Source organism: Providencia sp. wls1943 (genome assembly GCF_009706275.1).
GTDB classification, from domain to species: Bacteria; Pseudomonadota; Gammaproteobacteria; order Enterobacterales; family Enterobacteriaceae; genus Providencia; species Providencia zhijiangensis.
In genome coordinates this window covers 38,336-50,872 of the sequence record NZ_WLTU01000004.1, presented here as the reverse complement: position 1 = coordinate 50,872, position 12,537 = coordinate 38,336, and the positions used below count along the sequence as shown (strand labels likewise).

The following is a 12,537-nucleotide window of genomic DNA, read 5'->3' as shown; positions in this document are numbered from 1 at the left end:
TTACGATAATTGCAGGCGTAATTCGTTAACGCATTCAAAAAATTCTTCAAAAGAATCAGCAAATACCTGCATGTCATCCAATGAAGTCACCTTTAATACCGCGGATAACACTAAGTTATTTTCCATAATATTTAATGCAGGTTGCCCCGGATGAAAATTACGCGGTACATACTCTAAAATGCTTTTTAATAATGAAGCGCTGGATGCCTCGAGTCGGCTGTAATTACATTCCATTAAGTTGCACCAAATAATTAAATCATCGGATGACAAATCAATATTAATCGCAGGTGCATCATTCATTTCAAGTTGAATGTTGGAATGGCAATCAAGCTGCGGATTAACTAAATCACTGCGCCCCATGGCATTTAAAAATTCATTCAATTTCTCGACAAAGCGGTATTTCATTTACGTGTTCCTTATATTGTTTTAATAACGTTGACCTTCACCATTTCGGAAACCTCATTAAATGAGAGCACCTCAAGTTCAGGGAAACGACCTTCTAAGATTTTTTTCACAAACCGGCGGATATCCACAGGTACCAGTACATTGACATCCCTAACAGATAAATAACTGTTTTCTAATGCCAATTCAGCTGCTTGAATAAGCTCATTGCTTTTTTCAGGTTCTAGATGCAAATAAACGCCACCGGATGATTGGCGGATACCTTGACGAATGGTGTCTTCCAGTTCGGCATTCACCATTAAGACATTCAAGCGCCCTTCCACCGAGAAACGGGATGAGATATAACGCGCCATGGAGCTGCGAATATGCTCTACCAGCATCATGCTGTCTTTCTCTTTGGGCACCCATTGCACTAAGGTTTCAACAATTAACTTCATATTACGCACCGAAATTTTTTCCATTAATAAACGTTGGAAAACTTCCGTGACTTTTTGTACGGTGGCGTGGCGATAACATTCTTTCAGCAATTCGGGGTATTTTCTTTCAAGATCATCCAGTAAATTTTTAGTTTCTTGGATCCCGAAGAATTCATTGATGTGACGTAATAACAACGTACTGACGCAATCAATCATTTCTGTCACGTCGTCGCGCACTAATAGACCAAGTTGCTCTACATTTTCGCTGTATTGGTTGTCAAACCAGGTGCTGACTGAACCATATTCATCGGTATATTTGATAAGTTCCATACCAAGATATTCCAACTCATCATTCGCCGTCAGTAAGCGCTGACCATGAAAATAGACATCGTATTCACCCGCTTTGACTTCGTTTATTAGCACCACAATTTTGTTTTCGGGCACGATAGGCGAATAGTTAATGGCAATATCTGGGATGCGGTATCCATAGCGAATAAACACATCTTTTTTCATGCGAGATAAAAAATTATTATCTTCTAGATGCTGCTTATATTGCTGATTAACCGAGATAATGACGGGTAAGGTTTCTGGAATATATTCATCGTCGAAATCATCATTCGCGCGTTGAGTTTCCCCTTCAGTGGCTTCGGTTTGCAGATTTTCTTCACCTAATTGCTGCTCTTTTCGCTGTGCTTTGCGCTTTTTAAAATAGCGAGTGGCAAATAATCCCATCAGCAATGCCGCAAGGAACAAGAAAATGGCTGTTGGAAATCCGGGTAAAAAGCCCATAAATAGCACGATAAATGCGGTGATCAGGATGGTAAAATCATTGTCGAAAAGTTCAGAAACAATGTTTTCGCCTAAGTTTTTATCATTGCCACCCACGCGGGTTACAATAAAGCCAGCACTGATAGAGATAAGCAGCGCGGGTATTTGCGCGACCAACCCATCACCGATAGTTAATAATGTGAAGGTATTTAATGCCGTAGAGATGTCCATACCTTGCTGAGCCGTACCCACTGATATCCCGCCGATTAAGTTGACGAAAATAATCACGATACCGGCAATGGCATCCCCTTTGATAAACTTCATCGCACCGTCAAAAGAACCGAATAACTGGCTCTCTTTTTCCAGTTCGCCACGTTTAACTTTCACGGCCGCTTCATCGATAACGCCAGCGCGTAAATCCGCATCGATACTCATCTGTTTTCCGGGCATCGCATCCAAAGAAAAGCGAGCTGCCACTTCAGCAATACGTTCTGAACCTTTGGTGATAACAATAAATTGCACGATAGTCACGATGGCGAATACCACCATTCCCACCACTAAATTGTCCTGAATAACGAACTGACCGAAAGTATCGATAATATCGCCAGCATCCGCTTCAAGCAGGATAAGTCGGCTGGTACTGATAGATAGTGCCAATCTAAATAACGTGCTAATCAGCAAAATAGACGGGAAGGATTGGAAGTTAAGGACTCGCGTAATATAAAACGAGCTCATAAAGATCAGCACCGAAATCATAATGTTCAGTGCAATCAATAAATCGACCAAGACGGTAGGTAACGGAATAATCAGCATCGCAATAACCATCACCATGATGACTAGCACCATCAGCTCAGGGCGATTACGGATCTGCAGTAAAAATCCGGTTAAGTTTTTCATGAAATCGTGTATTTCCTATCAAATTAGGGTTGTCGACGTAAGCGCTGCTCTTGCGCCAACAGTTGATCCATCTGTATTTTTAATTGGTCGAGTAATTCATCACGCGCTTCCAATGAGTAAAAAATGGCAACGGGAATAATTGAAAACGCAATAATCAGAAGCTGAACAAAGCGGGCGCGTAGATCCGTAGTCATGGCACTTAATTGCGCCTGAATGTAATTCACAAGCTTGTCATTAAAACTTTCTTGGCTCCGGATCCCACTAGTAAATAGTTGGCTTAGCACTTTCTCCAACTGGTTTTGCTGCAAGTGGTTTTGTGACAAGTATGCTTGCTGGCGAAACAGACCCGATTGGAGAAATTGCTGACTAAATGTGCGGTCTAGTGACTGCAGCTCACGTAGACGACCAATTCGTGTAAAGAAGCTGCCAAACTCACTGATATTGAGGTCTCCCAGCGGCAGTGCTTGTAAATCACACGCCAAGGCTCTTGCGAGATAGCGCATCATGTTTTCGCGTTGAGCCAGTTCCATCCCTTCCACCCACTGTTCGTATAAATAGACCACTGGACCGTCATAGCCGATAAATTCGCGGTATACGGTACGTAAGTTCCCAGCACTTTCACGCAGAGTTTGGGCAAACGCTTTTGCGATTAGCGCGATGTTTGCGCCTGCCTGCGCCATACGGTTGGTGTCTTCTGTTAGCAGTAACCGCTCTAACTCTTGTAAAGCCTCTATCTGTTCTTGCTTAAGTTTCTTTCGGTTAATCAGCGCAGCTAATACCATTAATAAATCACTGGGATCCGTGAAATACTGCAATAGAAATGCGCGTAATTGCTGAGGCGTCATCATTTGGCGATTTAAAATCCCCTCAATGCGCAACACTTTTTCATCCGCATTATTTTCTAGGATGCGCTCTGCAAACTGCATCCACTCTTCATCCTGCCCTTGCTTTGAACCGCTGCGACGAACGTGGCTCGCCGCCAGCATCGCCATGGAAGCATATTCGCTTGAGCTATCAATCACCCCCGCACCGCGCGCAGCTTCATCAGAGTCATCACTGGTTTTCGTAGCTGTACGACTCTTATCTTGCGCGTTCAGTAGCATGCGGTTGCTGTAGCTCAGCGGAGTTATTGCCATGAGTCCCTCATGTATTGCTGGAGGAACTGTACGGTTCCATGCAGTTGGCTATCTTTTTGTGTAATACGGGTTTTCTCGGAAAATTGTCGCCCATCCCACACTTCGTTTTCATCCAGTAAACGCGGCTGGATTAAAAAGATGCGCACCATCTTTTGTTGATTAGTCGAGCTATGACGGAATAAGCCACCTACCCAAGGGATATCGCCAAGAAGAGGAATTTTACTTTCATTTTCAATATATTGGTCGCGGGTATAGCCACCAATTAGCAGACTGCTATCTTTGGCGATACGTGCCACTGTATTAATACTGGTGCGGTTAACAGTCGGAAGCCCTTCAACGCTGGACGTTTTGCCGCTGCTATCACGGTTTTCTGCTCCGTCTTCGATATTGACTTCCATTTCAACACTTTGACCAGCTGAAATGCGCGGCATGACGCTGATCATCGTGCCGTAAGTGACAGATTCGAGGGTTGCGGTACGTTCACCTTGTAGCTTGGCGTAGAAACTGGTGTTGTTATCAAACAGCGCAGGAACGTTTTCTTGGGTTAGCAACACAGGGCGCGAGACAATTTGGCTATTACCATTTTTGCTTAGCGCATCAATTTGTACTAAAAACTTACTGCTATCGGGCAAAGTGCTTCGATTGAAAGAAACAGAGCCGCCTCCCACATTAAAAGAGCCCACTTCCCAATTCACCCCTAAGTTATCCAACTCAGAGCGCGTGATATCGATGATCCACAAGGAAAGCTCAACTTGGCGGCGGCGGTTATCTAATGTTTTAATTAAATCGCGAACGTAACGGATCTGTTCAGGGCTACCTTTCACAATCAGGCTGTTACTATCAGGATGGGCAACCAGAGAAAAACTACTATTTGATGCGCCACCACGTCTGACAGTGACTTGACGATTTTCAGAACGAGCGCCACCAATTGGTGCATCCATCAAGGCATCAATTTCATCCCCATCGGTATTGAGCTTTGCAGGTAAAATTTCGAGGGTTTCTTCGACGCTACTCCCCCCATTTTTAAACAGGGAACTGATCACCGATAACATACCGGGAACAGTGATCGATTGACCACGTAATGAGTAGCTTCGGTCGCTTACAGAGGCATGCTTCAGCGGGATCACCGCGACATTACCACTGGTTTTTTCTTCTTGTTTGCGTTGCTCGCCAAGATACAGCGCAGCACCTTTAATCAACTCAACATAGAGCGGTGGTCCCGACACAAATAACATCGTGTCGCCACCTTGGGAACGCACAGGAAAACGCGCGTCATAGATGCCATTACGCTGGATATAGCTGATAACTTGCTGGCTACTGACTTTGTGAGTCGGAATAATCAGACTACGCATTTCACTATTATCATAGACATAAATGCCTGCGCCATCGTCATACCAAACTAATGCGATACGACGCGTTAAGGCTTTAAACATTTCATCGGCATTCGCGAGATTAAAATTTCCCGTCACTTTTTTCTGGGACGCCAATTTACTTAAAATAATCGGTTTGTTAATTTGTTCTGCTACAGCATCAAACACTTTACCTACCGCGATATTATTCGCCACAAACGTGTCTGCACTTCTTTCTTTCGTCACTGGCTCTGCAATCATCATTTCTGATTGAGCGGTATTGATATTTACACTCAGTAAAAACAGCGAAATAAAAATCGCCATTAATTTTTTACTGTTCATATAACGTTGCTCCAAGGTGCCTTATTTCTGATGGGGTTAATCCCAATTCTTTTTTCAAATCATTCGTGAAGTGAGAGGCAGAGCAGTAACCTGCTTCTAACCCAACATCTAGAATAGAACTTTCACTTTCAATTAATTGCAAAATGGCCGCCCCCATACGTACGCCCATAATTTTGCGTTTAGCGGTTTTATTAAAGTTTTCTCGGTAGAGTTGTCTAAAATAAGAAGCTGAAATGCCATAACGGGCACACAGTTGATTAATATTGGCGTTTTTGTCTTGCTGAGCCGCTGAAATTAAAAAGCGCATCATTCCATACGCTTCGTAGCGTCTTAATACATCACACCAATCATCAAATAACGGCTGCTTTTTAATGATCAGATCAATCACGATATTTTTAATTAAAACAGGTTCTGATATTTCATCGTCAAATAGAATGAATTCACCTAATTGATTTTCATCACTCTCTCTGGTCGCTTTTTTTGCAAGAAAGGATTGCCCCATTGCAGTATCAATAATAGCAAGTGTTTCAACGAGTTCTGATAATTCCATGGTATAGATATTCCATAAAGATTTATCTTCAATCGTTAATTCATCCAGACCGCAAACAAAGATAGCGGGTTCTTGTACCTTAATATTTAAATTTGTATACCGAGATTTATAACAAAGCGTCGCTTTTTCTGTGATTATATTTTCTATTGAGTCTATAGTTTCCTTTGGTATTGACAAGACCAATACGTCTTGTAAAGAAAAGCAACTATTTCTACTCGCCAATAATTTAGCAATATCTTCATTCGACATTATAAATAGACCTTATCCATTGATTTTTACTTGATATAGGTTCATTGATTAAATAGAAAAAAACAAATGAATACTCTGGAATAGTTTGGAATGAACCATAAAAATACAGGGTGTGAATGAATAAGATAAATTCAGCTGACTATATTATGTTCTTATATTTAAATACTGACCATTGAAGTCAATATGATTCGTTATTTTTTATTAATTGAGATTATCTTATGATAGAAACAAAAAACCACACCTGCATAATGAAAATTATTAGTGGTTCGATGAATAGTCAAGAGCTAATGATTAACATCGATAAAAATCTTATTATCGTTGGGCAACATACTAAATACAAAACTGAAATAGATGAAAACGGTTTTACAACCTATTATATTCCTAGTGAACATACCCAGTGTGAGTTTTCTATTGTTTCTCATGACGAATCTAGTAATAGTCTTGCAATTAATTTTCAACAAGATGGAAAAAGTCGCCATTTCACTGTCACACTACAAGAAATATTGCTTATTGACACATTTCCAATCGCAATTAAGCTATTGAATACTGAATGGAATCACCCCGAGAGAGCCACAAAGCCATTGCCTTCTCAATCGCTCTCACCTACAGAACATAATTCCATTGCCATAAAACAGAAACCAAAGTTTAATCAGAAATGGCTTTTTGCTTTCTTATTACTATTTGTCGTTGTTTTTATATTATTCGTTGAATTCCAAAATAATCCAAAAAATAATGCTGAAAAACAAATTAAAAATATTGATAATATATTAAAAGGAAGTTATTACCCTATTATCTACACAAAAAATAAAAACGGAGAAATACTTATTCTCGTCAAATCTCAAAGAGATGAAGATTGGAGCCGTCAAGTTTTATTAAAGTCAGGTTATCAAGAGAAATACATTATCAGAAAAGCAAGTTCTCTTGAAAAAGAAATTGAAGACAAGTTAATAGATACTGTACCTAATTTATTAAAAGTTGATATTAGCAATCCTTGTCAACCCATTATTCGAGTCGTGAAAAACCCACTACCGAATAATGATGACAAAAACATTAATCGAATTTTATCTAATTACTTCAGTTGTTATAACCAAAGCCAACTTGTACAAATTCCTCTTGAGGTACTCATCAAGAAAGCAGAATTAGGGTTGACTGAAAGTAATGTGAAATGGCAAAGAATAACCAAAGGTAACTACGTTATCTTTGTTATAAGAGATAGTTTAAATGATAAACAGACTCTCTCTTTAATTAGCTTCACCAATTCATTTAGTCAAAAGTGGGGAACCAAGCAAATTCAATTTTCCGTCTCCCTTGCCAATAATGAACTGGCTGGAAAATCGTTTATCACTCATACCAACGGTATTACGTTGTTAGGTAATAATCATTGGTTATTTAACTCAAACCAACCTAATTAATGAGGTAATAAATATGGCAACTCCAGGTATTAGTAATACAGAGGGCAATTGGGATGCATCTGCATTAGAACAAGAGTCTACCACAGTAACAGATAACAAATGGGGCATGATGTATCGCAGTTCCGCTGGTATTAGCGAAAGAACTAAGACTATCGCTGATGAATTAAAGTCTATGATTGACAACCCAAATCTGGAAGTCGATAACCCGCTCGTTCTGGGTAAAATCACAGCCTTAAGCGGTAACTATAATATGGCACGTCAATTACAAAGTAACGTAATGAAGTCCATTAAAGATGCGGCACAAGCCATTATTCGTAACGTGTAAGCCCGTAGCGTGTTATTTAAATCAGAGCATCACTCACCTGATGCTCTCTTATAGAGAATATTTATGTTACCAATTAATCCAATCTCTACACTATCAGATATCGCGGATATAGCTCCGGTCATACCTGCAGCTATTCTACTGGAAGATAAAGTGAAACAGTTATTTGCTGAGTACACGACCTCTGTGAGCCAAGAAAAAGCAGATATTCTGGAGAAAATGAAGACCGTTGACCCAAGCGATCCCGCTAAGTTATTGGAATTACAAAACCAAGTGGGTAATTACAGCCTCGCCTTGAATATGGTCAGCACACTCACACATAAAAGTGTTTCTGCCATCGATACTGTATTAAAAGCACAATAAACCATGAATATATTAAAGAAATTCCTATTAATCGGGTTTATTGGCTTGCTGCTCGGCTGTGATAACCAGCTATTACTGAGCAATTTAAGCCAGCGCCAAAGCAACGAAGTGCTTGCGATTTTGCAAGAGCATGGTGTGGAAGCCAAGCGTAAGCAGGATTCTAAAAATGGGGACTCTATTCGCGTAGCGCCTGACGACTTTGTGATTGCGGTGGATCTTTTACGCCAATACAACCTGCCATCCAAAGATCCGGTGGAAATTATTGATGCCTTTCCTGGGGATTCGTTAGTTGCCTCACCGCAAGCCGAACGAACGCGATTATTATCCTTGATTGAACAACGGCTTGAGCAGTCTTTACTGACCATTCCTAATGTGGTCAATGCGCGAGTACATGTGAGCTACCCTATTTCGGGTAATGGTCCCGTAAAACAGGCACAAAAAGTCTCCAGTCTCGTCACTTACTCCGGTAATGAAGACCCGAAGGTGATGATGAATAAGATTAAGTTATTCCTCAATAATAGCTTTGCCGAAACCACCTATGACAATGTTTCTGTCGTGATAGTCAGTCGCCCTCCGCTGCTGTATCAAACAAAAAATGGTCCAACACCGGCATTTAATCCAGTGATTGCCGTTGCTTTAATCACCGCATTAATCGGCATGCTAATTGCACTTGGGTTGTATTTATACCATCGCAACAATAAACAAAGCGATGAAAATGAAGAAGAGGCGGAAAAATCAAACCATGCCCCTATTGAGTAAGCTGCTGGTTGACCAAAAAAACATTTTCTTAGCACCGGGGGATTATTTTCACTCGGAGTTTGTTGATGAGCATTATCATCAGCTACCCGTTCCGCTACAACAGCTGCAAAATTTGCAGCTTATTGAGCAATATCAATTAGATTTACCCGATGAAAAAACGTTGATATTACCCGAGATACTTGCCGAAAATTGGTCATTATTACCTTCCGTGGCATGGGGCTTGGGCGTTATTCAGTACCCGGGGCCTCTGCCTTGGTGGGGGGAGCTATCTCAATATCGACAATTACATCAGAAATTTAGCCATCCTTTATGGCAAGACATGACACATTCCATCGATACGCCTCAGCATTTACTTGCACTAGGCGCTGAGCAGCTTTTGATGTGTTTAAACACCTTTAGTCACGGCTATGCTACCCGCGCAAAATATATGTTTAGCCGCAGCACACAGCAGATGATCCCTCACACGGCTTCCAATCTGCTACCTTGGAATATTATTGAAGAAACTTGCCGCTATGTCAGAGAACACACAACCTAATATCCAGCAGACCTTAATTGAAAATGTGCTGATTAAACATCCGGTTTTAGACACCAATAGATATGTCCAGTCGGTTGTTAAACAGGCACATCAAAAAGCCAAAGCACATGTTCAACAAGCTCAGCAGTCTGAGAAAAGTATTCATGCTATCGCCTATCAACAAGGCTACCAAGATGGATTAACACAGCTTTTGAATGATTTTATTGGCGCTCTCAATGACAGTGAAGCCCAATACCAAAATAAGGTGAGCCAAACGGAACACCAATTAACTCAATTACTCATCGGTTTGTTTACTGACTTACGCCTACAGGAAATTGTGGCAGAACATTTCGCTCAATTACAATCCGAATCTCGCCATGTTCAATTACACATACCGGCATCATTGCAAGCCAAGATAAGTTCTCGAGCTAACGGCGCCAAAATATGTACTAGCCCCGATAATTCAATCACATTAGAAGTGAATAACGAAATTACACAATTCACGCCAAAACTGGCGGCAGAGAAAGTATTACCGCATATTTTTCCGATTTCGACCCGTTGTTTAACTTTGCAACAACATAAACAAGCTTATGCACTATTAATTCAACAAAAACAGCTAATTCAACAAAAACACGCTCTCCAACAAGAATTCGCTTTTCAACAAGAAGAAACAAGGAGGGAAAAACATGAAAATTGACTCTAATTTGCTGAATACTTTGTCAGCTTCGCGTACTCATGGCAATACGCCATCGAGTATATCCGATCTACACACTAAAATGAGTACCCTTTGGAAATCCCATAACAGCATGAAAGATATACAGAACTATCAGGCAAAAAACATCCCCCACATTTCGGAGGATAAAAATACTAAAATACAAAACTTTATTACTGAATTTAAACATTTGGATAGTGATAAAACACGATTCGCGTTGGTGTTTAAAACCATGGTAAATTTGAATCGCAATGATAAAGAGTCATTCATTGCTCAAATCGTCCAAACATTAAAGTCGTCATCTGAATCTGACCCTGCTTTATATAAAGGTTTCACTAAAGCTATTCAACGTTATATGTCAATAAGTTTAATGAATGCACCATTTACAGAACAATTGAATAAAAACATGACTAGCTTTAATCTTGATGGCGATGAAGATGAAGATTCATCAATTATATAACCCCAACGATTGAATAACTCTGTACTATTAAATTAGTTCATATCTTAAATTTTCACCGACGAATATTTATAAGCTTAGAGTACATTTTTTATAATCTAAGCTTTTTAACTCCCTCTCCTTTTAAAAACATAAAAAAAATAAATTTGAAATTGATATATACACTCACAGATAGTAGTTTAAATTTACATCACCAAAACACATTGTTCGAATTTAAAAAAACGCTTTGATTCTTCATCTATTCATTACCCTACTGTTTTTTTATATTCAACACAATTTTACTGATGATTACGATGTTGAGAATTAATTTTATATTAAACTATATTTGTGGGAAATATTATGAATAACACGGAATACAATCAAATAGAGCCAATGATGCTTTTATGTGGTCAAGTCGTTTATGACCCACTGAAGAGAACGCTATCTCGCGGAAAAAGAACCGTGAATTTATCTGAAAATGAATCCTGCCTCTTAAAGCTGTTGTTATTAAAAACAAATAGCAAGCGAGAAGTGATGCACGAAATTTGGGAAAAGCGTGGAACGATCGTGACTGAAAGCAGTTACTACAAATTAGTCAGGCAATTACGGCAATCATTTAAGAAAGTAGAGTTAGATGAAAATCTCATCATGACACTACCTAGAATTGGTATCTTGTACACTGGTGAAAAATCAGAAATGCCAATTTTATCAAGGGTTAATGAAAGAAAAAACATGTATACGTATGTTCGCTGTTTTTTTCAGAAAGTATTCAATCGTTCATATCAATAAATTATTTATATAAAAGAAGAAAAACCATGCCAAGAATTGCTATATCAAAACCTATTTTACATTCAATTTTCATATTATCTTGTTGTTTATTTTTATTTGCGTGTAAAAATCCAATAAGTCAAAGTCGAAATACATTTAATATTCAAGGTGATATTTATAGCCAATCTATCGATATTCCTAGTGAAGCATTAATTACTTTTTCAGTGACCCCAATAAACGGAAATAGTTACTCTGAAAAAAGTCATTATGATTATACTTTTACAACCAGAAAATCAGCGAGAACCGTTAATTTTTCCATTAATTTACCGGAATCTCTATTAACCCAAGGTCACTATTTTGGATTAAGCGTGAGAGTTGAAAAAAAGGGTGAATTACTGATGATGAGTAATCAAATTGCACCTTTAAACCAAGCCACATCTGCGAGGCTTTCTTTAAAAGTAAATTCTATTTGATTTATTCGATTAAAGAATATCAGCACTTGCAGCATTCAAATACTTTAATGCTTAACAAAAAATTTTTAAATGCATAAATCGACAGAACAGAAAATTAGTAGTCACTAGAATTTATTGGAATTCTTTTTTTGTTAAGCAAAATTCTAAGTTATTCAAAAAATAGATCTAACAAAAATAAATATACTTCATTCAAATATAAACCGAATGATGTTGAGTATTGACAGCTCATTTTAATGACTGCGCGAATCTTAAGGATAGTTAGAAACCAAGGATTTTTAAAATACTCATTAAAGACATTTAATTAACGCTATATTCTCGGAGCCCCTTAATGAATCGCAAGTCTAAGGATTTTATTCCTTATCATGTTACATTTATCGCGTGGATAAATATTGCAACGCAGATTAGTTTTCCTTTGGCATCAATTTTTTCACCTGTCGTAGCCAATGCATTTACAGAACAAAACCATCAACAACGTACGTTTTTATTACCAAAAAAAAATACGCTTACTTTAAAAGAAACTCTGCCATATACACTACAAGCGGGAGAAACAACTCAAAGTATTGCCAAAAAATATAATATAAGTTTGGAACAATTACGTCAGCTTAATCAATTTAGAACATAAGCACGCCTTTGGCGTGAGCATCGCGGCAGAGCCGCTCTATTTCTAGG

The 12,537-nt window shown here is 38.9% G+C and carries 15 protein-coding genes; 10 read left to right on the top strand and 5 right to left on the bottom strand.

Going from position 1 to position 12,537, the window contains the following annotated elements; translation table 11 throughout:
- Genes GKR48_RS01000 through GKR48_RS00980 form a run of 5 tightly spaced genes read right to left on the bottom strand, consistent with a single transcriptional unit; the run spans position 1 to position 6,109 of the window.
- Positions 1-405: a type III secretion system protein gene (locus GKR48_RS01000; RefSeq protein WP_154626288.1), complete on the bottom strand. Its 405-nt coding sequence runs from the start codon at positions 403-405 to the stop codon at positions 1-3.
- Positions 406-416: 11 nt separating this feature from the next.
- A complete protein-coding gene (locus GKR48_RS00995; protein ID WP_154626286.1) occupies positions 417-2,483 on the bottom strand; it encodes an EscV/YscV/HrcV family type III secretion system export apparatus protein in 2,067 nt (688 codons plus the stop codon).
- Positions 2,484-2,506: 23 nt separating this feature from the next.
- Positions 2,507-3,619, bottom strand: a complete 1,113-nt coding sequence (sctW, locus tag GKR48_RS00990; protein ID WP_154626283.1) for a type III secretion system gatekeeper subunit SctW — start codon at positions 3,617-3,619, stop codon at positions 2,507-2,509.
- Positions 3,610-5,310, bottom strand: a complete 1,701-nt coding sequence (sctC, locus tag GKR48_RS00985) for a type III secretion system outer membrane ring subunit SctC (RefSeq protein WP_154626281.1) — start codon at positions 5,308-5,310, stop codon at positions 3,610-3,612. Before sctC ends, sctW begins: the two co-directional genes overlap by 10 nt.
- Positions 5,300-6,109, bottom strand: coding sequence for an AraC family transcriptional regulator (locus tag GKR48_RS00980; protein WP_154626279.1), 810 nt, complete (start codon positions 6,107-6,109; stop codon positions 5,300-5,302). Before GKR48_RS00980 ends, sctC begins: the two co-directional genes overlap by 11 nt.
- Before the next feature lie 218 nt (positions 6,110-6,327).
- Between GKR48_RS00980 and GKR48_RS00975 the strand changes: the two genes are divergently transcribed.
- The 10 genes from GKR48_RS00975 (at position 6,328) to GKR48_RS00930 (ending at position 12,490) form a co-directional block, all read left to right on the top strand.
- Positions 6,328-7,521: a PrgH/EprH family type III secretion apparatus protein gene (locus tag GKR48_RS00975; RefSeq protein WP_154626277.1), complete on the top strand. Its 1,194-nt coding sequence runs from the start codon at positions 6,328-6,330 to the stop codon at positions 7,519-7,521.
- 13 nt (positions 7,522-7,534) lie between these two features.
- The gene (locus GKR48_RS00970) at positions 7,535-7,846 is read left to right on the top strand and encodes an EscF/YscF/HrpA family type III secretion system needle major subunit (protein WP_154626275.1); all 312 of its coding nucleotides are present in this window, start codon (positions 7,535-7,537) and stop codon (positions 7,844-7,846) included.
- A 63-nt stretch (positions 7,847-7,909) separates the two neighbouring features.
- The gene (gene sctI / locus GKR48_RS00965; protein WP_154626273.1) at positions 7,910-8,206 is read left to right on the top strand and encodes a type III secretion system inner rod subunit SctI; all 297 of its coding nucleotides are present in this window, start codon (positions 7,910-7,912) and stop codon (positions 8,204-8,206) included.
- Between the two features lie 3 nt (positions 8,207-8,209).
- Positions 8,210-8,965 (top strand): type III secretion system inner membrane ring lipoprotein SctJ, encoded by a 756-nt coding sequence (gene sctJ / locus GKR48_RS00960; RefSeq protein WP_154626271.1) that lies wholly within the window; start codon positions 8,210-8,212, stop codon positions 8,963-8,965.
- Entirely contained in the window at positions 8,949-9,500 is a 552-nt protein-coding gene (locus GKR48_RS00955; RefSeq protein ID WP_154626269.1) for a hypothetical protein, read from the top strand. The genes sctJ and GKR48_RS00955 overlap by 17 nt, the downstream gene beginning before the upstream one ends.
- Positions 9,478-10,176: a hypothetical protein gene (locus tag GKR48_RS00950; protein ID WP_195848210.1), complete on the top strand. Its 699-nt coding sequence runs from the start codon at positions 9,478-9,480 to the stop codon at positions 10,174-10,176. Before GKR48_RS00955 ends, GKR48_RS00950 begins: the two co-directional genes overlap by 23 nt.
- A complete protein-coding gene (locus GKR48_RS00945) occupies positions 10,166-10,651 on the top strand; it encodes a hypothetical protein (protein ID WP_230088550.1) in 486 nt (161 codons plus the stop codon). Before GKR48_RS00950 ends, GKR48_RS00945 begins: the two co-directional genes overlap by 11 nt.
- A 336-nt stretch (positions 10,652-10,987) precedes the next feature.
- Positions 10,988-11,416: a winged helix-turn-helix domain-containing protein gene (locus tag GKR48_RS00940; protein ID WP_154626267.1), complete on the top strand. Its 429-nt coding sequence runs from the start codon at positions 10,988-10,990 to the stop codon at positions 11,414-11,416.
- A 26-nt stretch (positions 11,417-11,442) separates the two neighbouring features.
- Complete coding sequence (locus GKR48_RS00935) at positions 11,443-11,868, top strand: YbaY family lipoprotein (RefSeq protein ID WP_154626265.1); 426 nt, start codon at positions 11,443-11,445, stop codon at positions 11,866-11,868.
- 328 nt (positions 11,869-12,196) lie between these two features.
- The gene (locus tag GKR48_RS00930; RefSeq protein WP_154626263.1) at positions 12,197-12,490 is read left to right on the top strand and encodes a LysM peptidoglycan-binding domain-containing protein; all 294 of its coding nucleotides are present in this window, start codon (positions 12,197-12,199) and stop codon (positions 12,488-12,490) included.
- Positions 12,491-12,537 lie beyond the last annotated feature (47 nt).

Bases quoted from the DNA above. Each gene is read 5' to 3' on its own strand.
- GKR48_RS00940 (WP_154626267.1), top strand. From the start codon at position 10,988: ATGAATAACACGGAATACAATCAAATAGAGCCAATGATGCTTTTATGT.
- GKR48_RS00980 (WP_154626279.1), bottom strand. From the start codon at position 6,109: ATGTCGAATGAAGATATTGCTAAATTATTGGCGAGTAGAAATAGTTGC.
- GKR48_RS01000 (WP_154626288.1), bottom strand. From the start codon at position 405: ATGAAATACCGCTTTGTCGAGAAATTGAATGAATTTTTAAATGCCATG.
- sctI (WP_154626273.1), top strand. From the start codon at position 7,910: ATGTTACCAATTAATCCAATCTCTACACTATCAGATATCGCGGATATA.
- sctC (WP_154626281.1), bottom strand. From the start codon at position 5,310: ATGAACAGTAAAAAATTAATGGCGATTTTTATTTCGCTGTTTTTACTG.
- sctJ (WP_154626271.1), top strand. From the start codon at position 8,210: ATGAATATATTAAAGAAATTCCTATTAATCGGGTTTATTGGCTTGCTG.
- GKR48_RS00950 (WP_195848210.1), top strand. From the start codon at position 9,478: ATGTCAGAGAACACACAACCTAATATCCAGCAGACCTTAATTGAAAAT.
- GKR48_RS00935 (WP_154626265.1), top strand. From the start codon at position 11,443: ATGCCAAGAATTGCTATATCAAAACCTATTTTACATTCAATTTTCATA.
- GKR48_RS00975 (WP_154626277.1), top strand. From the start codon at position 6,328: ATGATAGAAACAAAAAACCACACCTGCATAATGAAAATTATTAGTGGT.
- GKR48_RS00970 (WP_154626275.1), top strand. From the start codon at position 7,535: ATGGCAACTCCAGGTATTAGTAATACAGAGGGCAATTGGGATGCATCT.
- GKR48_RS00945 (WP_230088550.1), top strand. From the start codon at position 10,166: ATGAAAATTGACTCTAATTTGCTGAATACTTTGTCAGCTTCGCGTACT.
- GKR48_RS00955 (WP_154626269.1), top strand. From the start codon at position 8,949: ATGCCCCTATTGAGTAAGCTGCTGGTTGACCAAAAAAACATTTTCTTA.
- GKR48_RS00930 (WP_154626263.1), top strand. From the start codon at position 12,197: ATGAATCGCAAGTCTAAGGATTTTATTCCTTATCATGTTACATTTATC.
- GKR48_RS00995 (WP_154626286.1), bottom strand. From the start codon at position 2,483: ATGAAAAACTTAACCGGATTTTTACTGCAGATCCGTAATCGCCCTGAG.
- sctW (WP_154626283.1), bottom strand. From the start codon at position 3,619: ATGGCAATAACTCCGCTGAGCTACAGCAACCGCATGCTACTGAACGCG.